The 20,821-nt window shown below is 67.9% G+C and carries 20 protein-coding genes and 2 pseudogenes; 9 read left to right on the top strand and 13 right to left on the bottom strand.

From position 1 onward, the window contains the following. Positions 1-4: 4 nt before the first annotated feature. From SNAS_RS17455 to SNAS_RS17440, 4 genes are all read right to left on the bottom strand, one after another. A complete protein-coding gene (locus SNAS_RS17455) occupies positions 5-691 on the bottom strand; it encodes an arsenate reductase/protein-tyrosine-phosphatase family protein (RefSeq protein ID WP_013018772.1) in 687 nt (228 codons plus the stop codon). A gap of 82 nt (positions 692-773) precedes the next feature. Then, positions 774-1,088 carry a hypothetical protein gene (locus SNAS_RS17450; RefSeq protein WP_013018771.1) on the bottom strand — a complete coding sequence of 105 codons (315 nt, stop codon included), beginning with the start codon at positions 1,086-1,088 and terminating at the stop codon, positions 774-776. A 1-nt stretch (position 1,089) separates the two neighbouring features. Further along, the gene (locus SNAS_RS17445) at positions 1,090-2,331 is read right to left on the bottom strand and encodes an RNA polymerase sigma factor (protein WP_013018770.1); all 1,242 of its coding nucleotides are present in this window, start codon (positions 2,329-2,331) and stop codon (positions 1,090-1,092) included. Beyond that, entirely contained in the window at positions 2,328-2,672 is a 345-nt protein-coding gene (locus SNAS_RS17440; protein WP_244409031.1) for a YciI family protein, read from the bottom strand. Before SNAS_RS17440 ends, SNAS_RS17445 begins: the two co-directional genes overlap by 4 nt. Positions 2,673-2,892: 220 nt before the next feature. Between SNAS_RS17440 and SNAS_RS17435 the strand changes: the two genes are divergently transcribed. Continuing rightward, complete coding sequence (locus SNAS_RS17435) at positions 2,893-4,494, top strand: GMC oxidoreductase (protein WP_013018768.1); 1,602 nt, start codon at positions 2,893-2,895, stop codon at positions 4,492-4,494. A 69-nt stretch (positions 4,495-4,563) separates the two neighbouring features. Here SNAS_RS17435 and SNAS_RS32920 read toward each other — a convergent pair whose 3' ends face one another. The 4 genes from SNAS_RS32920 to SNAS_RS35815 all read right to left on the bottom strand — a co-directional run bounded on the left by SNAS_RS32920 (position 4,564) and on the right by SNAS_RS35815 (position 9,160). Next, positions 4,564-5,556, bottom strand: coding sequence for a GlsB/YeaQ/YmgE family stress response membrane protein (locus tag SNAS_RS32920; protein WP_144300538.1), 993 nt, complete (start codon positions 5,554-5,556; stop codon positions 4,564-4,566). Beyond that, a complete protein-coding gene (locus SNAS_RS17425) occupies positions 5,463-6,434 on the bottom strand; it encodes a phosphatidylinositol-specific phospholipase C/glycerophosphodiester phosphodiesterase family protein (RefSeq protein ID WP_013018766.1) in 972 nt (323 codons plus the stop codon). The genes SNAS_RS32920 and SNAS_RS17425 overlap by 94 nt, the downstream gene beginning before the upstream one ends. After that, positions 6,412-8,895, bottom strand: coding sequence for a tetratricopeptide repeat protein (locus SNAS_RS17420; RefSeq protein WP_013018765.1), 2,484 nt, complete (start codon positions 8,893-8,895; stop codon positions 6,412-6,414). Before SNAS_RS17420 ends, SNAS_RS17425 begins: the two co-directional genes overlap by 23 nt. Positions 8,896-9,004: 109 nt before the next feature. Continuing rightward, positions 9,005-9,160, bottom strand: a complete 156-nt coding sequence (locus SNAS_RS35815) for a hypothetical protein (protein ID WP_169313893.1) — start codon at positions 9,158-9,160, stop codon at positions 9,005-9,007. 21 nt (positions 9,161-9,181) lie between these two features. Here SNAS_RS35815 and SNAS_RS17415 point away from each other — a divergent pair. Then, positions 9,182-10,156: pseudogene (locus SNAS_RS17415) on the top strand (glycosyl hydrolase); the annotation flags it as partial. Between the two features lie 48 nt (positions 10,157-10,204). On the opposite strand, the gene SNAS_RS32915 reads toward SNAS_RS17415, so the two are convergent. Beyond that, complete coding sequence (locus SNAS_RS32915; RefSeq protein WP_013018763.1) at positions 10,205-10,957, bottom strand: peptidoglycan-binding protein; 753 nt, start codon at positions 10,955-10,957, stop codon at positions 10,205-10,207. Positions 10,958-11,117: 160 nt separating this feature from the next. Here SNAS_RS32915 and SNAS_RS17405 point away from each other — a divergent pair, with 160 nt between their 5' ends. From SNAS_RS17405 to SNAS_RS36270, 5 genes and pseudogenes are all read left to right on the top strand, one after another. Beyond that, on the top strand, positions 11,118-12,092 hold the full coding sequence (locus tag SNAS_RS17405; RefSeq protein ID WP_013018762.1) for a helix-turn-helix transcriptional regulator: 975 nt from the start codon (positions 11,118-11,120) through the stop codon (positions 12,090-12,092). Positions 12,093-12,181: 89 nt separating this feature from the next. Further along, positions 12,182-13,192, top strand: a complete 1,011-nt coding sequence (locus SNAS_RS17400; RefSeq protein ID WP_013018761.1) for a FecCD family ABC transporter permease — start codon at positions 12,182-12,184, stop codon at positions 13,190-13,192. Next, positions 13,189-14,232, top strand: coding sequence for a FecCD family ABC transporter permease (locus SNAS_RS17395; RefSeq protein ID WP_013018760.1), 1,044 nt, complete (start codon positions 13,189-13,191; stop codon positions 14,230-14,232). Before SNAS_RS17400 ends, SNAS_RS17395 begins: the two co-directional genes overlap by 4 nt. Then, positions 14,229-15,008, top strand: a pseudogene (locus SNAS_RS37665) (ABC transporter ATP-binding protein); the annotation flags it as partial. The gene SNAS_RS17395 and the pseudogene SNAS_RS37665, both read left to right, overlap by 4 nt. A 43-nt stretch (positions 15,009-15,051) precedes the next feature. Continuing rightward, positions 15,052-15,984, top strand: coding sequence for an ABC transporter substrate-binding protein (locus SNAS_RS36270; protein WP_013018759.1), 933 nt, complete (start codon positions 15,052-15,054; stop codon positions 15,982-15,984). On the opposite strand, the gene SNAS_RS17375 is transcribed toward SNAS_RS36270, so the two are convergent. Continuing rightward, positions 15,974-17,179, bottom strand: coding sequence for an FAD-dependent monooxygenase (locus SNAS_RS17375; protein ID WP_013018758.1), 1,206 nt, complete (start codon positions 17,177-17,179; stop codon positions 15,974-15,976). The two genes, SNAS_RS36270 and SNAS_RS17375, sit on opposite strands and share 11 nt — an antisense overlap. 76 nt (positions 17,180-17,255) lie before the next feature. On the opposite strand from SNAS_RS17375, the gene SNAS_RS17370 reads away from it, so the two are divergent. Both SNAS_RS17370 and SNAS_RS17365 read left to right on the top strand, forming a co-directional pair. Next, positions 17,256-17,744 carry a MarR family winged helix-turn-helix transcriptional regulator gene (locus SNAS_RS17370; RefSeq protein WP_013018757.1) on the top strand — a complete coding sequence of 163 codons (489 nt, stop codon included), beginning with the start codon at positions 17,256-17,258 and terminating at the stop codon, positions 17,742-17,744. 261 nt (positions 17,745-18,005) lie between these two features. Next, positions 18,006-18,539, top strand: coding sequence for a DUF6221 family protein (locus SNAS_RS17365; RefSeq protein ID WP_013018756.1), 534 nt, complete (start codon positions 18,006-18,008; stop codon positions 18,537-18,539). Between the two features lie 55 nt (positions 18,540-18,594). Here the strand turns inward: SNAS_RS17365 and SNAS_RS17360 are convergent, their stop codons facing one another. The 3 genes from SNAS_RS17360 to SNAS_RS17355 form a co-directional block, all read right to left on the bottom strand. Next, complete coding sequence (locus SNAS_RS17360) at positions 18,595-19,140, bottom strand: peptidoglycan recognition protein family protein (protein ID WP_013018755.1); 546 nt, start codon at positions 19,138-19,140, stop codon at positions 18,595-18,597. Positions 19,141-19,143: 3 nt separating this feature from the next. Further along, on the bottom strand, positions 19,144-19,320 hold the full coding sequence (locus SNAS_RS35195) for a twin-arginine translocation signal domain-containing protein (protein ID WP_013018754.1): 177 nt from the start codon (positions 19,318-19,320) through the stop codon (positions 19,144-19,146). A 209-nt stretch (positions 19,321-19,529) separates the two neighbouring features. Next, complete coding sequence (locus SNAS_RS17355; RefSeq protein WP_013018753.1) at positions 19,530-20,777, bottom strand: sialidase family protein; 1,248 nt, start codon at positions 20,775-20,777, stop codon at positions 19,530-19,532. Positions 20,778-20,821: the final 44 nt, after the last annotated feature.

Genomic DNA, 20,821 nt, shown 5'->3' with positions numbered 1-20,821 from the left:
CTGTTCACGACATCCCCGTTCGGCAGGTCAGCAGCGGCGCCACCCGGTCGATGCGGCGGTCGATGTCGGCGAAGGCCAACTCGAAGGCCTCGTCGGTGTCCACGGCCACCGGGTCGGGTATCGACCAGTGCCACCGTGGAATGTCGACGGACAACGACTCGTGGACGTTGTCGCACACCGCGATCACCAAGTCACCGTCGTCCACCACATCGGACACGTGGTGCGTCTCCCCGAGCGGTAGCCGCAGCCCGTGCCGCCGCGCCACAGCCACTGCCCGGGGATGCACTCGTGCGGCCGGATTCGTCCCGGCGCTGGCGGCGGGCACCGGGCTGTACTGCGGCCACAACACCTTCGCCAGCTGCGACCGCGCGGTGTTGCGGGTGCACACGAACACCACCCGCGAAGCCACCACTCGGGGCAAGACCGCGAGGCTCGCCACCGCTTCGGGAACCAACCGCAGATAGGTACGACGCCGGTCGGCTTCCGACCGCGAGCGTGTCACCACTCCGGCGTCGACGAGAGTCTTCAGATGATGCGCCAGCAGGTTCGACGGCATCCCCACCAGGCGTTCAAGCTCGTGCGGCGAGGCGTCGGCAACCGCCAAAGCGTCGACGATGCGCAACCGGGAGGGCTCACCCAATGCCGCGTGCACCCGCGCCCGACGCTCCGTGTCATCCGACTCAACAAACATTGAGTCAACAATGACTGAGCGAAGCTCCGATTGTCAAGTTTCGGACACTGAGCCAGGTAAGTCCACCTTGGATCAATGTGGCTCAGCTGGTGAGCGATGTCAGGGCGGTGCGGGCCAACCGCCCCCACTGCGATTGCTGGGCGGCGGGGACGGCGACCCAGTCCTTGAACGGCCGGTCCTTGCCGGACGGGTCGAACAGGGTGGCGCCGGGGAGCTTGAGGGCGTCGGTGTGAGCCGGGGTGCCCGCTCCGAGTCGGAAGGCGAGCGCGTCGTCCTTCAGGCAGGCGAAGGCTTTGCCGTTGGCTTTCAGCGCGCGTTTGCCGAACATGGCACCGGCGATGGCTCCCCGCTGGGCCAGGTCGGCGGCGATATCGTCGAACAGCTCCTGAACGTCCACATTATTCTCCTTGGGTGAGTTGGTCTCTGCGGTTGGTGAGGTAGGCGCGTTCGACCGGATTGGGGGCCAGGTTGATCGCGTCGTCGTATGCGGCGGCGGCCTCGTCGGCGCGGCCCAAGCGGCGCAACAGGTCGGCGCGGGCGGCGGGCAGCAGGTGGGATCCGGCCAGGGCGCCGGTGCGGTCGAGGTCGTCGACGAGCCGGAGCCCGATGTCGGGTCCGTCGGCTTCGGCAACGGCGATGGCGTGGTTGAGCGTCACCATCGGCGAGGGTGCCCGCTCGGCCAGAAGCCGGTAGAGCGAGGCGATCTGGGGCCAGTCGGTGTCGGGTGCCGAGCGCGCGTCGGCGTGGACGGCGGCGATAGCCGCCTGCAACGCGTAGGGAGCCGCCGGTGCCCTGCCGAGTGCGCTGAGGAGCAGGTCGCGTCCTTCGTCGATCGCGGCGCGGTTCCACAGGGTACGGTCCTGCTCGGCCAACGGGATGAGCTCGCCGTCGGCGGTCAGCCGGGCCTGGCGTCTGGCGTCGGTCAGCAGTATGAGCGCCAGCAGCGCCGTGGCTTCGGCTTCGGCGGGCATCAGGTGGTGCAGGGCCCGGGCCAGCCGGATCGCCTCGTCGCACAGTTCGTCGCGGATCAGCCGGGTTCCGGCGGTGGCCGCGTAGCCCTCGGTGAACAGCAGGTAGATCACCGCCAGGACGGCGGGCAGCCGCTCGGGTAGCTCGGTGGTTTGCGGGACCCGGAAGGGTATGCGGGCGTCGCGGATCTTGCGTTTGGCTCGGACGATGCGCTGCGCGATGGTGGCCTCGCCGGTCAGGAACAGCCGGGCGATCTCGACAGTGGACAGCCCGGCCAGGCAGCGCAGGGTCAGGGCCACCTGCGCTGGTCGGCTCAGCCCCGGATGGCAGCAGGTGAAGAACAGGCCCAGGCGCTCGTCGCCGATCACGAGGTCCTCCGTTTCGGGCTGCGGGGCCAGATCCGCCATGGTGGTGAGTCGCGACAGGGCTTCGGCGTGTACCCGGCCGCGACGGATCCGGTCGATGGCCTTGTTGCGTGCCGCGATGAACAGCCAGGCGGCGGGATTGTCGGGGGTGCCGCCGCTCGGCCAACGGCTCGCCGCGGTGGCGTAGGCGTCGGCGAGGGCCTCCTCGGCGAGATCGAAGTCGCCGAGGAGACCGATGAGGCGGGCCAGGATCCGGCCGTGTTCGGCCCGGAACACGGCGGCCAGCTCGTTGCCCGGCGGGATCAAATGGGCGCTACCGGACGGATCTCGACGGTGCCGTGTGACGCGCCGGGGCACCGGCGAGCCCAGCGAAGGGCTTCGTCCAGGTCGCCGCAGTCGAGCAGGTAGTAGCCGCCCAACTGTTCGCGGGCCTCACCGAACGGGCCGTCGGTGACCAGATGTTCGCCGTCACGCACCGCGACGGTGGTGCAGGTATCGGAGGGCTGGAGCCTTCGGCCGTCCCGCATCGCCCCGGCCTCGACGAGTTCCTTGCTGAAGGTGGCGTAATCCTGCGAGATCTGCGCCCAGTCGAACTCGCCGTCGCGCGACTCGTCCTTGTAGATCAGCAACAGGTATTCCATCGTCATCCTCCGGTCTTTCGTGATGGTGATTGCCGTGGGCGTATCCCACACCAGGAATGACGAGCCAAGGCGGCCGAATCGACAGCTACCAGTGTGACGTGCGCCACTGTGCTTGTCTGTTTCTTTGACAATTTTCCCGATGGCGGTGGGTGCTCCCTTCGCCGAAGCGGGCGGGAGTCGGCTACCCGACAGTCGCTCTTGGTGATGGCTAGAACACTTGCAGGGCATGGGAATCTCACGTCGCAAGCTCCTCGGACTCGGCGCGCTCGCCGCTGGCGCCAGCGCCGGGGTGACCACCATCGGACCCGCCGCGGCCGCGACCTCGGGGGACTTCGTACCCGCCTTGGTCATCGGCTCCGGCTACGGCGCAGCGGTTGCCGCGCTGCGGCTCGGCGAGGCCGGGGTGCGCACCACCATCCTGGAGATGGGCCGTCTGTGGCACGACCCCGGCCACGACGGCAAGATCTTCTGCGCCACCACCAATCCGGACCACCGGTCAATGTGGTTTCGCCACCGGACCGAGGCGCCACTGGACACGTTCCTGTGGCTGGATGTGGTGAACCGTCCCATAAAGCCGTATCCCGGCGTGCTGGATCGGGTGCACTTCGACGAGATGTCGGTCTACGTCGGACGCGGAGTCGGCGGCGGTTCACTGGTCAACGGCGGCATGGCCGTCGTGCCCCGCCGGAAGTACTTCCAGCAGGTGCTTCCCGAGGTGGACGCCGACGACATGTACCGCAAGTTCTTTCCGCTGGCCACCGAATGCCTGGGTGTCAACGACATCGACACCGACTACTTCACCGACAGCGACTACTACGAGTTCGCCCGGGTGGCGGGGCGCCAGGCCGAGGAAACCGGCCTGGCCACCACGTTCGTGCCCAATGTGTACGACTTCGACCACATGGCACGCGAAGAGGCTGGCACCGCGACGAAGTCGGCACTGGCGGCCGAGGTGATCTACGGAAACAACCACGGCAAACGCAGTCTGGACCACAGCTATCTGGCCTCGGCACTGGGCACCGGGAACGTCACCATCGAGACACTGCACCAGGTCCGCGACATCCGGCAGAACCGAGACGGGTCCTATGTCGTCACCGTCGATCACATCGACGAGACCGGCGAGGTGGTGGAGTCCAAGCAGATCGGTTGCCGTCACCTGTTCCTGGGCGCCGGAAGCCTCGGCACCACCGAGCTGCTGCTGCGCGCCCGCGACACCGGCGCGTTGCCCGACCTCGACGCCGACGTCGGGCAGGGCTGGGGCCCCAACGGGAACATCATGGCCGGACGCGCCAACAACGCCTCCCAGCCCACCGGCGCCCGCCAGTCGGCGATTCCGGTGCTGGCGATCGACGACTGGGACAACGAGGCCGCGCGGGTGTTCGCCGAGATCGCCCCGGTGCCCGCCGGTTTCGAGACCTGGATCAGCATGTACCTGGCCATCACCGAGAACCCCGAACGCGCGAGCTTCCGCTACGACCCGGCCACCGACCGGGCCGTCCTGGACTGGCGGCGCGACCAGAACACCCCATCGGTGGCTTCGGCGAAGTCGCTGCTGGATCGGATCAACGAGACCCAGAAGACGACGTATCGCCACGACCTGTTCGGTGACGATCGGGCGTTCGCCGACGACTTCTGCTACCACCCGCTCGGCGGCTGCGTCCTGGGAAACGCCACTGACAACTATGGACGGCTCAAGGGATACCGCAACCTGTACGCCACCGACGGCGCTTTGATTCCCGGCTCGCTCGGCGTCAACCCCTTCGTCACCATCACCGCCCTGGCGGAACGGAACATGGCCAAGATCATCGCCACCGACATCACCACATAGGACGCCGCTCAGCCGGAGCTGTCGCGGGCTGGACGCCGCAGTGGTTTTGGCGTCCAGCCCGCGAAGTCGTCAGCCGTCGAACTTCGCCCGGGCCCGATCGGCGCGGACGTGCATCAGGACCGCCACCAGCAGGATGCCGATCGATACCCCCGTGACGGCGCTGGCGGTGGTCACGATCGGGAGCCACATGCCGCTGTAGTCGACCGCCCCGGTGCGGAGGTCGATGCTGGCGGCAGTCTCCAGTTGCCTGGTGGCGCACAGCAACGCCGGTGCCGTCAGCAGTAGCAATGTCCACAGTCCACGTGAGCCTCGGCGGGAAGCGAAGTCCAGCAACGTGAACCCCAGCCCGACGGCGAGCAGCAGCAGACCGACAGCTTGCAGGACGCTGCGATCACTTTCGATGTAGTTGTAGAACGTCGGGTTCAGCCACGCGGCGGTCACCACCCCGGCGATCAGCGCCACGGTTCCACCGGCCGCCGGTAGGAGTCGCGCGAACCGTCCCGGCGCGGTCGAGAACGCCAGCGCCACCACGCCCAGGGCCACCTGCGGCAGCAGCACCGTCAGCTTCGGCGGGGTGTTGCCGTACCACGCGGCGGCGGGTGCGGCGGCGATGGTGAGTGCCAGGGACACCACCGTCATCGCGCGGGTCGCCTTGGGCAACGCGGCGGCGGTCGCCCCGGTGACCAGCCACGCCAGCCAGGCCACCGCGCCTACCGTCTGGAATGGACCGAATCCCTGCTGGATCTTGAAGTTGGGCGGGATCGGCGTCAGTTCCACGAACATGAGCCAGTAGGCGGCCAGCGCGGTGGCCGCCGCCAGCCCGAGGGCGCCCGCCCATTGGGCGCCCGACAGCGGTCCCCGGCTTCCGGTGCCGCGCAACCACTGTCGGGTCGCGCTGGAGAGCACGTCCCAGACGTCGGCGATGCTGGGTCGGGCACGGTTGGGGGGTGCCGTGTCCATATAGGTGGCTAGGATCTCCTCGCCGCGTTCGGCGCGATAGCTGGACGGGTAGGCCCGAAGCAGTCGACGGTAACGCAGTTCGAGTGTGTTGGCGTCTGACATAGCGGCCAATATAACGGTAACGAAGATATGTCGTCAACCAGGAAGTCGCGTAGTCCAGCGAGATCGTCGGTGTTGAGGTAGTCCACTTCGGCCTCGACGAGCTCGCGCCACACCGCCTCACGGTTGGCTCCCGCCTCGTCGGGCGTTGCCCAAAACCGCACCTGGTACCCGCTTTCGTGGGCTTGGGTGACGATGTCGCGGAGCTTGTCGCGTTGGTCGGCGGGCATCTCGCCGTCGCCGTTCCACGAGAAGTTCTTGCCCCAGTTGTCGCTCACCAGCGGCATGAAGTCGGCGGGCGTGTCCGTGCCGAGGTCGGACAGGCGACCGTCGTATCCGGCGTAGCGGACTTTCTGGTCCTCCATGACATCGCGGGGCCGGTTGCCGCTGATGACCGCGGTGACCGCATTTGACTCGACGTCGCCGTCGGCGAAGCGGGTCATGATGTCGGCGTACTTGGTGAGCACCTTGTCGATGGCGCGATAGGTGTCCTCGCCGTCGCTCTTGATGTCGATGAGCAGTTGCAGCGAGCCGTCCCAGTCGGGATAGACCGCGCCGCCGTTGTCGGCGACGATCTGGCTCAGCGGATCGAGGTAGAGGGACTGAAGTGTGCGCTCGGGATCGACGTCGCCCGCGTCATGGGCCACGAGCAGTTCCCCGTCGACGAGCCACACATCGGCTTCGACGCTGCCGAAACCGTGGTCTAGGGCGTCGAAGAGCGGGCGATCGTGTTCGTAGTCGTTGTGGGCGTGGGCCTGGTCCAGCGGTTTGGGGCCAGCCGGATCGCAGGTCGCGGCGGCGGTGGCGCCGCTCGTGGTCACCAGGAGGACGGCCGCGGCAGCCGCGATCGCTGAGGTGTTACGCAGAAAACGGGGGATCATGGCTGGCATTTTGCCCGTCTAGTTTCGCGCGTAGCCGGGCGGTCTGCGGTAGCGCGTGCCGCGTCGCCAGCACGAGCGCTTCCTCCCAGTGAGCGCGGGCGGCGTCCCGATCTCCCTGTGCGACAGCCATATCTCCTCGCAGGTCCAGCGCGAGGACGGTACAGGGATCGTCGTCGAGGTCTTGGAACACGGGCTGCGCGTCGGCGACCAGGGCGAGGGCCTCACGGTCGTCGCCGTTGAGGCGAGCCACCTCCGCCAGTCCGAAGGTCGCATGAGCCTCGCCCGCGCGATCGCCGATGGCGCTGCCGATCTCGCGGGCTTGGGTGAACGCGTCGCGGGCGGTGTCCGCGTCATCGTGGGCCAAGGCGGCCTCGCCGAGGCCACGCCACGCGCGCACGGCGCCGCGTCGATTGCCGATGTCGAGGCAGATACTCAGGGCACGGCGACAGCTTGTCGTCGCCGCCTCGTGATCGCCGGTTCGCGCGAAGGCGGTTCCCAAGCCGCACAAGGCGTGTGCCTCACCGATGCGATTGCCGACCCGGCGGCAGATCTCCAGGATCGACCGCGCGTTCGCTTCTACTGTGGCGTAATCCTCGAAGATGCGTGCGATCTCCAGCAGCCCCCACAGGGTCTCGGCTTCACCCGGGCCGTTCCCGTTTCGCCGGTGCAGGTCGAGGGCCTGCCGGTAGTAGTCGGCGGCCGCGACGAAGTCGCGACCGGCACTGACCTGGGCCAAGCCGCGCAGCGCGTGGGCTTCACCGTCGTGGTCGGCGATCTGACGGCGGATTACCAGGACTCGACGAAACAGGTCCTCGGCGCGGCGGGGCTGGCCGGTGAGACGCGCGATCTCGGCGAGGCCACTGAGGGCGTCGGCCTCGGCGCCACGGTCGCCGATGGCCTGAGCCAGGCGCAGCACCGTGTGGTTGCCGATGCGGACGTCGTCGTAGTAGCCCATGGTCCGCAAGCGGGGGTGGAGCGCCGCGACCAGCGCGATGATGCCCTCGTCGTGGCCGTGGAGGTGAAGGCAGGCCATCAGGTTGGATCGTTCGGCCTGGATCCACGCTGGATCGGCGTCCTCGGCCAGGCGTTGTCGATAGTGGTCCAGTACCCGGCCCTGCGCGGCGCGTTGGCCGCTGGCCGGTTCCTCCTGGTGCACCAGTGTGGTGGCGAAGTCGCGAATGGAATCGTGGAACTGGTAACGACCCTCGGTGGGGCACAACAAGAGATGTTCGTCGAACAGCGAGCGCAGCAACTCACCGGTCTTCGCCGGGGGCAGGTCGGACAGGACGGCGGCGGTGTCGTCGGTGAACTCGCGTCCAGGGTGGAGGGCCAGCAGCCGGAACAGCCGTTGTGCTGCAGCGGACTGGTTCTGGTAGGACACCGCGAACGCCGGGCGACTGATATCGAATGAGGGCATCACCTTGAGCCGTTCGACGTGGTCGGAAAGACTCCAGTCCGGTTTGGACGCCAGTTGGCTGCCGACGGCGGCCAGTTCGATCGGCAGCTGACGGCACAGGTGGACCAGTCGCGTCGCCGCTGTCGCGTCGGTGTCGACGCGACCGGAAGGATCCAGGCGACGCAGCAAGTCCAGGGCGTCGTCGATCGACAGCGGTTCGAGTGGCAGCCGCGCCGCGCCGTCCAGGTCGTGGAGCCGTCGGCGGCTGGTGACGAGGATGGTGCTGGGCGAGACCGACAGCAGTATCGGGCGCAGTTGCGTCTCGTCGGCGGCGTTGTCCAGGAGGATGAGAGCACGACGCTCGGCCAACAGGCGCGCGTAGTGCTCGCGGCGCTCGCTGGGGGACAGTCCGTCGATGTGCTGGGGTGACATACCCAGGTGGACAAGGAATCCCCGGATCACCGCGTCGGGGTCGGCACCCGGCTCGGTGGGGTCGTATCCACGTAGGTCAACGCTGAGGCGGGTGTCGTAACCGTCGCCAAGGGACTCCAGTTCCTGACAGACGCGTTGCGCCAACGTCGTCTTGCCGACCCCGGCCATGCCCTCGATCGTGATCACGAGCGGCGCGTCGTCCGGCGGCCGGGACGCGGTCATGTCGAGGACGCGGTCGAGGTCGTGACGGCGTCCGGTGAACGTCGCCGCCGCCGCGGCGATGTCGGCTCGCGTGGTGACGACGAGTGAACGGCTGACACGGTCCATGACGAGCTGGCAGCCCTGCCGCAACAGCGCCACCCCGTCGTCGTTGAGACCCAGGACCGCCGCGATGTCGGTGACGGTGTCGACGTTCAGCCGTTTTCGGCCGGGCTGGAAACAGCTGTGAATGGTGGCCACGGACGGGGCCGAGTCGGGGACGCCGCGTTTCAACCGCAGCTCGCGGATGCCGCGTTGAATGTCGCGAATCGACATTCCTCCGGCCTCGATCCGCAGCCGCCTCAGGTAGGCGATCAAGTCGTCCACCTCGCGGGCCCGGGACGGGTCCAACCGCACTCGCGTCAAGTGCCCCATGGATGTCGCTCCCTCGGTGCCATCGGCAGGGATAGTGACGATAGCGGCCCGAAGGCGCTCCCGGTCGCGGCCACGAACAAACGTCGCGAGTGTGGCGCCGATCACATGTTCAGCTTTGTTCGGAATCCACCGATCCGCCGACCAGGGCCGTAACTTCCGCGTTGATGAAGTCGCCACGAATGACCCGCCGCAAAGTGCTGCCGCTGATCGCCGGAACCGCCTTGGCCGCGCTGGCGGTAGGCGCCGTCAGCTTCGCCGAAACCACGTCGCCGCCGAAAAGGCGGAACCCGCCAAACGACTGCTGGAGTGGATTCGCTCGTTGCGGGACAGCGCCGACAACCGTGTCCTCATCGGACAGGAGATCTCGTCCTGGAGCGCCGACACCTACGACACGTTCGTCCACGGTCTGGAACGCAAGACCGGCAAACGCCCGGCGGTGGTCGGACTGAGCCTGCTGGAACCCGGCGACTACGACACCGGCGGCGTCGACTGCCTCATCGACCACCACCAACGCGGCGGCCTGGTGACCGTCAGTACTCATTGGACGCATCCCTGGGGCGACCACCCCGACACCGACAAGTACCGCGTCATCGACGATCACGCGCCCAAACCGGACCTACGGGAACTGCTGAGCGGCGCCCCCGACAGCGCGCCGAAACGCAAGTACTGGGAACAGGTCGACGACCTCACCCGGGTACTGACCCGACTCGACAAGGAAGGCGCGCTGGTATTGCTGCGGCCCTTCCACGAGATGAACGGGCTGTGGTTCTGGTGGGGCCACGATGAGACCACCGACCACACCGCGCTGATCGACCTGTGGCGGGACCTGCACGCCCACCTGAGCGCGAAACTGTCCAACCTGCTGTGGGTGTACTCACCGGCGGCCAGCTGGAACGCCGGGATCGCTAAGTACTACCCGGGTGCCGACTACGTCGACCTGGCCGGAATCGACGTCTACGCCGACGACCTTCGCCCCTACGACCCCCAGCACCGGCCCGAAGACGACGACTGGACCGAACTCAGCCGCCTGGGCCACCCGGCCGGGCTGGCGGAATTCGGCCCGGCCGCGGACAGCTTCCCCGACGGTGCCGCCACGCTGACCACCCGCCTGGCGGACACCTACACCAAGGCCGTGTTCGCCCACGCCTGGACCAGCTGGGCCGAAGGCCAGCAACGCGCGCTGGTCGAACAACCCGACATCGACAAGGCCCTGGACGATCCGGCGATCCTCACCCTCGACGAGGTCGACTGGCAGAAGTAGGACGCGCTTTCCGCCGCCTGGTGACGCGGGGCTTGCGTCTCATGCCGCTCAGCCGTGTTCCTCCATGCTCGCCTTGATCATGGCGCGGTGCAGTTGCTGGTACGCGTAACCGGTGACAACAGCCCCGGAATCGGCATCCGACCCCATCGACTTCCGGCAGGCCAGAAGCTGGGCAGCGGTCTTGTCCCCGTATTCACCGTCTACTTTGGTTTTGAATCCGGCGTGTTCCAGACACGACTGCAATGCCTTGACTTCCTGCCCCGAATCGCCTTTGCGCAGACCGATCAAGTCCCTTACCTTCCCTCCGAGTATCGAGACGATCCCTTTGAGGACGTCCCAGTCGTCGACGAATTTTCTGGTCAAGCTGATGTGGATGTGCCACAGGTGGCTGTCGTCGCGGTGTGACTCGGACCTGCTGTACAGGTCGTACGCCTTGGCGGCGCCGCCGACGTTTCCTATGACCTCCCGAAAGACCGGGACACCGTCGCGATATGCCCTGCGGTCCTTGGCTTTGGCGGCGTCCATCAGCCGTTTGGTGTCGCGTTTGATCCGCCGGAAGTCTCCCGAGTGCGCCTCGGGGTAGGTGATGTCCAAGGCGGCGGCCTTATTGGACGGACCGCGCTTGTCGGCGGTCTTGGTGATCGAGTAGTCGCCACCGGCGTTCGCCGCGCGGGTGTTGTGGTAACCCGGTTTCGCGGCGAAGATCCCGCCCAACTGAACGTCGCCTATCGCCGCGGCGGATTCCTCCCACAGCCGCCACGTGGCCGCGGTGATCCTCGATGGATCGGGATTTCGTGCCATTGGGCCTCCCCCTTTGAATACGTGACCAAGTCTGTGCCGACGTCGGTGTCGTTGCCATCCCGAATAAAGGGGGGTTGCCGTGGTCACCGAACGCGGACATAATTCGCATGTGACGGTGGGGGCAAGGTTTTCCGGAGCAGTTTCGGCTGTCGAGGACGTGGTGTCCGTCGACGAACTCGGCGAACTGATCTCCGGGCGAATCGGCGCGGTGGTGCCACACGACGGATACATGCTGTTCGGCCTGGATCCGGTGACCGGCGTGGGGTGCTTCCACACCAGGCGGCACGGCTACCGGGATGAGGCCGCCCGCCGGTTCCTCAGGGCCTACCTTATGGACGGTGCTGACGGTGTTCCATGCCCGTTCCTCACCGCGCTGGGCAGCCGGGTGGTCGTGTTGACCGCCGGATCGCCGGAGTCTCAGCGCAGCGCCCGGTTGCCCGAAGTTGTCGCCGAGGGCTTCGGCAGCGAGATGCGCATCGGACTCACCTGGGGTGGCGTGACCTGGGGCGGTCTGGTGCTGACGCGGGAACTGGGAAGCAGACCGTTCTCAGGCGACGAAGCCACCCACGCCGAATGCCTCGCCGCGCCCCTGGGGGCGACGGTGCGACAGTTCGTCACCGGCCGCGGCCTGCGTCCGTCCCGCCATGCCCTGCTGCCCGGTGTCGTCGTCCTCGGCGCCGACGACACGATCACGATGTCGACCAAGGCGGGACTGGAATGGCTGGGCACGTTGGGCCCGGACTGCGCGTTCGGTGACTCCGCCCGGCTCGGCGGAGCATTGTGGACCATCGCCGAACAGGCTCGGCTGGATCAGTCACGAGCGGTCACGCGGGTGCCCACCCGTGACGGCTGGGTCAACGTCCACGCGCAACTGCTCGAGGGCGCCGGTCGCGAGGTGGTCGTGACCGTGCAATCGGCGACGGCCACGACACTGTTGCCGGCCGTTGTCGCCTGGTACGGCCTGACCCCTCGGGAGACGATGGTCGCGGCGCTCGCCCTGGAAGGGCTGGCGTACAAACAGATCGCCCGCAGACTCGACATGTCCCCGTACACCGTCAACGACCACTTCAAGGCGATATACCGCAAGACCGGAGTGACCGGGCGCGACGAGTTCGCCGCCGGTCTGCTCGCCTGAACCCATCTGCGGCAGGACCCCGTCAGGGAGGTTAGGTTTGCCTAACCTACACTCGGGGCGAACTTTCGCCCCTCTGACTAGGACGCCCGATGCCCCGACCTGCCCGCCGACGCGCGACGGTGACGGTGGTGGCCGTCGTCGCCCTGGTGTGCGTGACGATCCTGAGCCTGAGTGTGGGCGCCCGGGACCTGTCGCCATCCGAAGTGGTGGGCGCGTTGCTGTGGCCCGACGATTCGGTGGAGGCGACGGTCGTCATCGAGAAGCGGCTGCCCCGCACGTTGGTCGGGCTGTTGGTGGGAGCGGGGCTGGCCGCCGCCGGGGTGATCATGCAGGCCCTGACCCGCAATCCGCTGGCCGACCCCAGGATATTCGGGGTGTCGGCGGGGGCGTCGCTGGGGGTGGTGGTGGCCATCGCGGGCTTCGGGCTGGCCAGCCTGTCCCAGTACGTGTGGTTCGGGATCGCCGGGGCGCTGGCGGCCGGGCTCGTCGGGTTCATGATCGCCCACACCGTGTCGCGGGGACGGGAGGGCTCCAGCCCGGTGACCTTGGCGTTGGTCGGCACCGCGCTGGACGCGAGCCTGTCGGCCGTCATCTACGGGGTGCTGACCACCAGCGCTCAATCCTTTGACCAGTACCGGTTCTGGGTGGTCGGATCGCTGGCCGGACGCGATGCCGCCGTGGCCTGGCAGGTGTCGCCGTTCCTCGTCGCCGGGCTTGTCGTGGCGGCGGTCATCGCGCGCGGCCTGGACGCACTGGTGCTCGGCGAGGAGATGGCCTCAGGACTGGGGCACCGCACCGGGATCGTCCGGTTCGCCGGTGCCGTGGCCGTGGCGCTGCTGACCGGCGCCGCTGTCGCCGCCGCGGGACCGGTCGGGTTCATCGGGCTGGCGATACCGCACCTGGTGCGGCTGCTCGTGGGACACGACCATCGTCCGGTCCTGTTGGTGTCCATGTTGCTCGGTCCGGTGCTGTTGCTGGCCGCTGACGTGCTGGGGCGTCGCATCACGGCGGGGGAGATGCCCGCCGGGATCGTGACCGCGCTCGTGGGGGCGCCGGTGCTGATACTGCTGGTGCGCCGCGCCAAGGCGGTGGCCGTATGAGTCACGACGTCGTGCGGCTGCCCGGCCGCTTCAGCCTGCGCGTCGGGCCGGTGAGCCTGGTGGTGCGCCGCCGTTCCGCCGTCACCGCCGGGGCACTGCTGCTGGTCCTGTTGGGCGCCATCACATTGAGCGTGTGCGTCGGCGACACCTACGTCACCTTCGCCGACGCCGTCACCGCCATGGCCACCGGCGGCACCGGGCACGAACGGCTCATCAACGTGCTGCGGCTGCCCCGGGTGGTGCTCGCGGTGGCCGCCGGGGTCGCCTTCGGGCTGGCCGGGGCGCTGATCCAGTCGGTGGCCCGCAACCCGTTGGCCAGCCCGGACGTCATCGGTGTCAGCCAGGGCGCGGGCCTGGCCGCCACGATCGCGCTCACCACCGGTGCCGGGTTCGGACTGCTGCTGCCGGTGAGCCTGGTCGGGGGACTGGCCGCCGCCGCGCTGGTGCTGTACCTGGGCGCCAAACACGGCCTGGCCGCGCACCGGTTCGTGCTGGCGGGCATCGCGGTGGCCGTCATCCTCAAGTCCCTCATCCAGATCGTCATGCTCGCCGCTCCCGCCATCGACGCGCAACGCGCCCAGATCTGGCTGGTGGGCACCTTCGCCGGACGCGGCTACTTCGAGGCCGCCGTCATCGGCATCGCCGTGGCGGTGTGCCTGCCGGTGCTGGTGTGGGCGGGCAAAGCCGCCGACACCACCGCCCTGGACGACGACACCGCCCGCGGCCTGGGGGTGCGCGTCACCGCCCGGCGCACCCTGCTGGCCGTGCTGGGAGTCGTGCTGGCCGCCGTGGCCACCGCCAGCGTCGGGGCCGTCGACTTCGTCGCGCTGGTCGCCCCGCAACTGGCGCGACGGCTCACCGGCACCGAACGTCCGCCACTGTGGTGCGCCGCGCTGACCGGGGCGGTGCTGACGGTGACCGCCGACTGGCTGGGCCGCAACGTCTTCGGCAGCTACGACGTGCCCGCCGGGGTCCTCACCGCCGCCCTGGGCGGACCGTTCCTCATCTACCTGCTCATTCGCCGCCGGAGGAGTTCATGAAACGCGCCCCCGTACAGCTGTCGGCCGCCGCGGTCTCCTGCGGCTACGGCAGCCGCGACGTCATATCCGAACTGGACCTGGAGTTGTCCGGCGGCGGCTTCACCGTCATCATCGGCCCCAACGCCTGCGGAAAGTCCACCTTGCTCAAAACCCTGGCGCGGCTGCTGAAACCCAGCGGCGGCGCGGTGTTGCTGGACGGGGCCGACATCAACTCGCTGGGCACCAAACGCCTGGCCCGGCGCATGGGGATCCTGCCGCAGTCGCCGCTGGTGCCCGAGGGCGTCACCGTCGTCGACCTGGTGGCCCGGGGACGACAGCCCCACCAGTCCTGGTGGCAGCAGTGGTCCCGCGACGACGAGCTCAAGGTCGCCACCGCGCTACGCATGGCCAATGTGGAGTCACTCGCGGAGCGGCCGGTGGACACGCTGTCGGGCGGCCAACGCCAACGCGTGTGGATCGCGATGGCGCTGGCCCAGGACACCGACGTGCTGCTGTTGGACGAACCCACCACCTTCCTGGACCTGGCGCACCAGGTGGACGTGCTGGATCTGTTGCGGCGCCTCAACCGCGACGAGGGACGCACCATCGTGGCGGTGCTGCACGACGTCAACGAGGCCTGCCGTTACGCCGACGAGATCGTGGCGATGCGCGACGGCCGCATGATCGCGCAGGGGCCGCCCGGCGAGGTCATGAACGCCGACCTGATGTCCGAGGTGTTCGGCCTCGAATGCGTGGTCACCGACTGCCCGGTCACGGGCAACCCCCTGATCATTCCCGTATCGACAGAATCCGCATCCACCGTCAACTTAGGAGTAACTCATGCGCACGCGAACCGTATTGACCGTCGTGGCCGCGGCCCTGGCGCTGTCGGCTTGCGGCACCAGCGACCCGGGATCGGAGTCGGCCGACGGCGGCAAGACCCGCACCATCGAACACGCCATGGGCTCCACCGAGATCCCCGTGAAACCCAAGAAGGTCGTCGTCCTGGACACCGACAAGATCGACACGGTGATGAGCCTGGGCGTGAAGCCGATCGCCGCCGCCCGCCCCGACGAGGCCGAGCTGCCGAAGTACCTGGGCGACCTGTCCGACGTCAAGGTGGTGGGGACGCTGACCGCCCCCGACACCGAGGCCATCGACAAACTCAACCCCGACCTGATCCTGGGCACCAAGTTCCGGCAGGAGGAGTTCTACGACGAGCTGTCCGAGATCGCGCCCACCGTGTTCACCGAGGCCGTCGGCACCACCTGGAAGGAGAACTTCCTGCTGGACGGCGACGCGATCGGCAAGAGGGACAAGGCCAAGGACCTGCTCGACGAGTACGAGACCCGCGCCAAGGACTTCGGCGAGAAACTGGGCGACGCGTCCAAGACCACCGTCAGCATCATCCGGTTCATGCCCGACCACATCCGCATGTACGGTCCGGACTCGTTCTCCGGCATCGTCGTGGGCGACACCGGCCTGGCCCGCCCGGAACTCCAGCAGCTCAAGGACGCCAAGGACAAGCGCTTCGCCGAGCTGTCGTCCGAGAAGCTCGACGAGGCCGACGCCGACGTGCTGTTCTACTGTGCCTACGGTGAAGCCGCCGCCAAGGCCCAGGCGGAGTCCACCGGTGGTTCACTGTGGAAGAAGATGTCGGTCGTCAAGGACGGCAACGACCACGAGGTCGACGACGAGATCTGGATGACCGGAATCGGTGTCACCGCGGCGAACCTGATCCTGGACGACCTGGAGAAGCACGTCAAGTCCTGACAGGGGCGTCGAAGTCGACGCGGTGGTCGAAGATCCACGAGTGGCCGCTGTTCTTGGCCAGTCGCCACAGCACGGCTCGCATCGCCATATCCCGCAGCGTGACCGCGACGGGGTTGGTGAGGGTCTTCAGCTTGCCGCGTCGGCGTCCTTCGGTGATGATCCTGTCCACCCGGCCGCGCCGGGAGGCGACGAAGGCGCGCAGCGCCTCTTCGGGATTCGGTATGTCCCGCAGGCACTTGGCCAGGACGATGCCGTCCTCAATGGCCATGGACGCGCCCTGGCCGCTGGAGTTGGGCACGGCGTGGGCGGCGTCCCCGATCAGGCCGATCCTGCCCCTGGTCCAGTGCGGCAGGTCGGCGAGGTCGTACAGGCCGAACGGCAGGAACCAGTCGGTGTCGCTGTCGGCCAGGATGCGCGCCAGGTCCGGCATGTCGTCGGCGTAGCGGTCGAGGAGCTCCCGCTTCCAGGTCGCGGCCCCACGCTCGGCGATGGCCGCGCGGTCGAGCTCGGGATGCGGAAAGTTCACTCCCCAGTAGACGTCGCCGTCGGGGGCCGACTGGTACAGGAAGAAACCGCGTCTGCCGAACACCATCCGCCCGGTGGACGGCGGCGTCGGCTCGACCGATCGCGAGGAGGTCCAGCCGCCGACGCCGAGCATGCCCGAGTAACGGGGTGTGGGCGCGGCCGGGTCGATGGCTGCCCGAACCCGCGAGTGCAGGCCGTCGGCTCCGATGAGGACGTCGGCTTCGGCGGTGCTGCCGTCGGCGAACCTGGCGATCACCGCGGAGCCGGTGTCGTCGCAGTCGACGAACCGCTTGCCGTACTCGATGTGCGCGCCGTGTGCCCGGGCCGCCTCGGCCAGCGCCGCCTGCAGTTCGCCCCGGCGCACGCCGAGGCTGCGCAGTCGGGGTTCCAGCTGGTCGGAGCCGTCGCTGAGCTGGCCCAGGCGTCGTCCGGCGCTGTCGAGGAACTCGGTCAGGTGGCTGACGTGGGCGCCTGGCGTGGCGCGCACCGCGTCGAGCAGTCCGAGGGTGTCCAGTACCGACAGGCCGTTGGGGGCCAGTCCGAGGAAGGCGCCGATGCCGACGCCGGGCCCGTCGTGGGCTTCGTAGACGACCGACTCGATCCCGGCCTTGCGCAGGGCGACGGCGGCGATGGGACCGCCGATGCCCGAACCGATGATGATGACCCGCATGATGATGCTCCTGGGTAAGATGAATGGAAAAACTATTTCTTTCGGCAGAACGAAATATTAGCCCCGAGGAGTAAGCATGTCAACCGGCCCGCGCCAGCCGAGGTCCGACGACCGCGCCGCACTGGTGGAACGCCTGACCAACGCCGGACGCCGCACCAGCGACGCCGCCGTCATGTTCCACACCGCGCTGAGTCAGCACCTCGGCATCGGCGTCTCCGACTGGAAGATCCTCGGGCTGCTCGACCAGCACGGACCCCTGAGCGCCGGTGAGCTGTCCCGGCACTCCGGGCTGGCCCCCGCGTCCATCACCGGGGCCGTCGATCGCTTGGTCAAGCGGGGATACGTCAAGCGGCTCAAGGCCGAAGGCGACGCGCGCCGCGTGCTGGTCGCGCTCGACTCGCAGCTGCTGCAAGGCGTCGAGACCCAGTTCGCGGCTTACTTCCGGCGGCTGACCGAACTGCTGGAACGCTACGACGACGACCAACTCGCCCTCCTCGCCGAGTTCCTGGACACCAACGCCACCCTCATGTCCGAGGCGACCGCCGAGATCAGTCAAGACCACTGAGGTCGGACAACTGCAAGAAATCCGACAGTAATTCTGAGCCTGAAACCCTTGTCCGCCTTGTATTCTGAGGCTCCGGTCCGCACTCGGCCATCCTTTCAAAGCTCCCGGCCTGATCGACCAGTGGCGGCACCCCCACCGGGTCCCCGGTTCGTTTCGGACACCGTCGGCTTTGGACGGACGGCGGCCTCTCGCCGATCCACCGCGGCGGACGACCACGAAACGCGATTATCGAAACGTTCTGACCGGATAGGACGGTGCGCTTTGACTCAGCTCGTCGATTTCATCAAGGCCCGGCTCAACGAGGACGAGACGTGGGCGCTGGCCGCGTCTCGGCCGCCCGACGGTCTCGGTACCCAAAGCACCGACGCCACCCCCGACCCGGTTCCGGGTGGGGTGCACTGGCAATGGCGGCATGGCAACGAGTACCTCAGTTTCAAAGTGCCGCCCTCGCCGGAACCCGGATGCGTCACCGGGCCCGGCGAGGTGTGCTGGTTGTCGACTGTAGAACAGTTCCCGGTTCCGGGGGGTTACGACGGTGAGACCAGCCCGGGGCTGTACAGCAACGGCATCCTGGAGATGGATCTGGAAGCCGCGGTACACATCGCGCGTCACGACCCGGCCAAGACGATCCGGGACGTGCGCGCCGAACGCCGGATGCTGCAACGCTGCATCCAGGTCGTCGACGGATCCACCAAGCTCAACTCTCCCGAGGTCAAGCTGGCCTTGTACGTGATCCGGATGATGGCGCTCAAGCACTCCCGCCACGCCGACTACCAGAAGGAGTGGCGCCCCTAGGACGCGACAGGGGCGGTTCGGAATCAGTTCCGAACCGCCCCCGCGATCGTGCGGTCTAGATCAACTTGGCGACTTCGGCGCGCATCGCCGCGAGATCGACGAAGGACGGGTCGATCTTGCCGGTCGTACTGGTCTCCTTGTGGCCGCGGGCGTGTTCTGCGTCGGTGCCGAGTCGACGCAGGACGGCCGCGGTGGCCTTCAGGGAAGCCTGGTACTGCGCGGGCGACATCTGCTGGTTCACACCGTCGTAGTCGATCTCCCAGCCCACCATCAGGGCGTTGCCGTCACCGGCCGGGATCGGGCCGCTGCCACCGGATTTGCCCGCGTGGTTGGAGCGTCCGGCGGAGATGACGTGGAAGACGCCGTTGAAGTCGACCAGCGCCTGCGCCAGCGGGCCGGGCAGGTCGGGGCGGCCGTTGATCACCGTGCCCAGCGACGGTGCCGGGTTCTCGGCGCTGCTGGGCGGACCGGCGGTGTGGTGCCACAGCACCCCGATGGGAGCGAACTCCCCGGGCCGCATGTGGTTCTGCCAGTCACCTTCCTCGACGACCTCGACGCCGTCGGCCCGCAGTACCTCGACGAGCCATGGAATGGTTGCCATCGCTTACTTCCTCGCATTCAGGTCGGCCAGGCATTCGATGACCATGGGATGCACGTCCTTGGTCTCCTTGGCGTTGTCGGCTGAAGCGGAGTGGACGGTTATCGCCGTCGTGGTGGCGGCGACGACCGCCGCGGCCGAAAGACCGAGCACGCCGCGACGGGAAATGGGTGGTGGGGGCATTTTCGCCTCCTCAGTTGGGGGTTTTTCTTTCGCTTAACCGCCTTTATCGAAAGGGTGTCAAGCGGATCTCAGCTTATCGATCCAACGTTGTACACACAAGGCTTGGCGACCAATTTAAACCATTTAATGTGCCATTATGGAATGCGTTTGCAGATTGTGGCCACGTTATGGCGATAACGTTTTGACCCGCGCGTGACCAGCGGTTCCGTTCAGGGCGCGCTGGTGCCGTAGAAGGGTTTGCAGACGTCATTCTCGTAATCGGTGGCGATGCCGAACAGCGCGTTTCCGTCCCCAGTGGGCAGCAGCGTGGAACTGTAGTTGGGGCAGTAGTTGTTGGAGGGGGCGTTGACCGCTACCGGTGACGGAATCAATTCCCACGGTCCCGAACCGCCCTGTGAATTGGTGAGCACCGCGGCACCGTTCTCGGCGGCCACGGATCCGTCGGCGTTGAACAGGATCTGCCCGATCAGGAACAGCCGTGCCCCATTCGGACTGTCGGGATCGGCCTTCCACGTGATCGTGGGGGCGTGTTTGAAGTATTTCCCGTCGGCGGTTTCGGGCTGGAAACCCAAATGGGCCGGATCGCCCCAGTCCCAGCCGTCGGCGGACGTGCGGTAATGCGTGACGCAGGCGAACTGGCCGTCGGGCGCGCAGATCTCGAAACTCATGAAGTACGTACCGTTCGGCAGCTGCCGCACCACCGGCATCCCGGGCCGGTCGGAGGCCAGAGTGCTGGCGACCGTCGGGCTGTGGTCGGTCCAGGTGACGCCGTCGGCCGAGCGCGCGTGCATCAACTTCTGGCTGTGGGCCGGATCGGTCTCGTCGGCGTAGTGGCACACCAGGGCCCCGTCGGCGGCCACCGAGAACTCCGGTTCCCACAGCCCCTTGGCATCGGGCGCGGTGGCGCAGGCCGACAGGTGCGACCAGGTCCGGCCCAGATCGTCGCTGCGCCAGATCCGCAGCGACATGCGACGGTCGGGCTCGTCGGCACCGACCGAGGCCGCCCACAACAGCGTCCCGGCGCGCATGTCACCGACCTGGCGCGGCAGCTCGAACAGCGTCGCGCAACACAAACCCTGGCCCCCGGCGGCGTCGGGATCGGCGACCTGACCGACCTCGGCGAACGTCGCGCCGTCGTCGGTGCTCTCGTAGATCGCGCCGATGCCGTCACCGTTGCCGACGAAACTGACGACCCCGGCGACGACGCGACCGTTGGCGTCCCCGTTGTGCTCCAGGCGAACCGCGCGGGGATACAGGCCGACGCCGTCGCGCAGCAACTGCCGCTCGGCAGCGGCGACCGTGTCCTCGGATCGCGGTGCGTCGGTCGGCTGGGCGTCCGCACCGCCGACGCCGACGAGCACCGAACCGGCGAGCAGCACCGCCAGCAGCAGCACCAGCCGCCATCGACGCGCCGGGCGCGCTGAGCCGAGCGGGACTGGGGTTGACACGGACGGCATCGCGGGTCCTCCACGTCGATACGGGCACTGCGGGGCGGCCGTTC

Origin of the sequence: Stackebrandtia nassauensis DSM 44728 (assembly GCF_000024545.1) — a bacterium.
GTDB lineage: Bacteria > Actinomycetota > Actinomycetes > Mycobacteriales > Micromonosporaceae > Stackebrandtia > Stackebrandtia nassauensis.
Note: the sequence above shows the minus strand (reverse complement) of the source record. Positions and strands in the feature narration are given on the sequence as shown.

Excerpts from the sequence above, each read along its gene's own strand:
- SNAS_RS35195 (WP_013018754.1), bottom strand. The coding sequence starts at position 19,320 with ATGCCCCCACCACCCATTTCCCGTCGCGGCGTGCTCGGTCTTTCGGCC.
- SNAS_RS36270 (WP_013018759.1), top strand. The coding sequence starts at position 15,052 with ATGCGCACGCGAACCGTATTGACCGTCGTGGCCGCGGCCCTGGCGCTG.
- SNAS_RS17360 (WP_013018755.1), bottom strand. The coding sequence starts at position 19,140 with ATGGCAACCATTCCATGGCTCGTCGAGGTACTGCGGGCCGACGGCGTC.
- SNAS_RS17435 (WP_013018768.1), top strand. The coding sequence starts at position 2,893 with ATGGGAATCTCACGTCGCAAGCTCCTCGGACTCGGCGCGCTCGCCGCT.
- SNAS_RS17440 (WP_244409031.1), bottom strand. The coding sequence starts at position 2,672 with ATGACGATGGAATACCTGTTGCTGATCTACAAGGACGAGTCGCGCGAC.
- SNAS_RS17375 (WP_013018758.1), bottom strand. The coding sequence starts at position 17,179 with ATGCGGGTCATCATCATCGGTTCGGGCATCGGCGGTCCCATCGCCGCC.
- SNAS_RS17425 (WP_013018766.1), bottom strand. The coding sequence starts at position 6,434 with ATGATCCCCCGTTTTCTGCGTAACACCTCAGCGATCGCGGCTGCCGCG.
- SNAS_RS17420 (WP_013018765.1), bottom strand. The coding sequence starts at position 8,895 with ATGGGGCACTTGACGCGAGTGCGGTTGGACCCGTCCCGGGCCCGCGAG.
- SNAS_RS17455 (WP_013018772.1), bottom strand. The coding sequence starts at position 691 with ATGTTTGTTGAGTCGGATGACACGGAGCGTCGGGCGCGGGTGCACGCG.
- SNAS_RS17400 (WP_013018761.1), top strand. The coding sequence starts at position 12,182 with ATGCCCCGACCTGCCCGCCGACGCGCGACGGTGACGGTGGTGGCCGTC.
- SNAS_RS32920 (WP_144300538.1), bottom strand. The coding sequence starts at position 5,556 with ATGTCAGACGCCAACACACTCGAACTGCGTTACCGTCGACTGCTTCGG.
- SNAS_RS32915 (WP_013018763.1), bottom strand. The coding sequence starts at position 10,957 with ATGGCACGAAATCCCGATCCATCGAGGATCACCGCGGCCACGTGGCGG.
- SNAS_RS17395 (WP_013018760.1), top strand. The coding sequence starts at position 13,189 with ATGAGTCACGACGTCGTGCGGCTGCCCGGCCGCTTCAGCCTGCGCGTC.
- SNAS_RS17370 (WP_013018757.1), top strand. The coding sequence starts at position 17,256 with ATGTCAACCGGCCCGCGCCAGCCGAGGTCCGACGACCGCGCCGCACTG.
- SNAS_RS17355 (WP_013018753.1), bottom strand. The coding sequence starts at position 20,777 with ATGCCGTCCGTGTCAACCCCAGTCCCGCTCGGCTCAGCGCGCCCGGCG.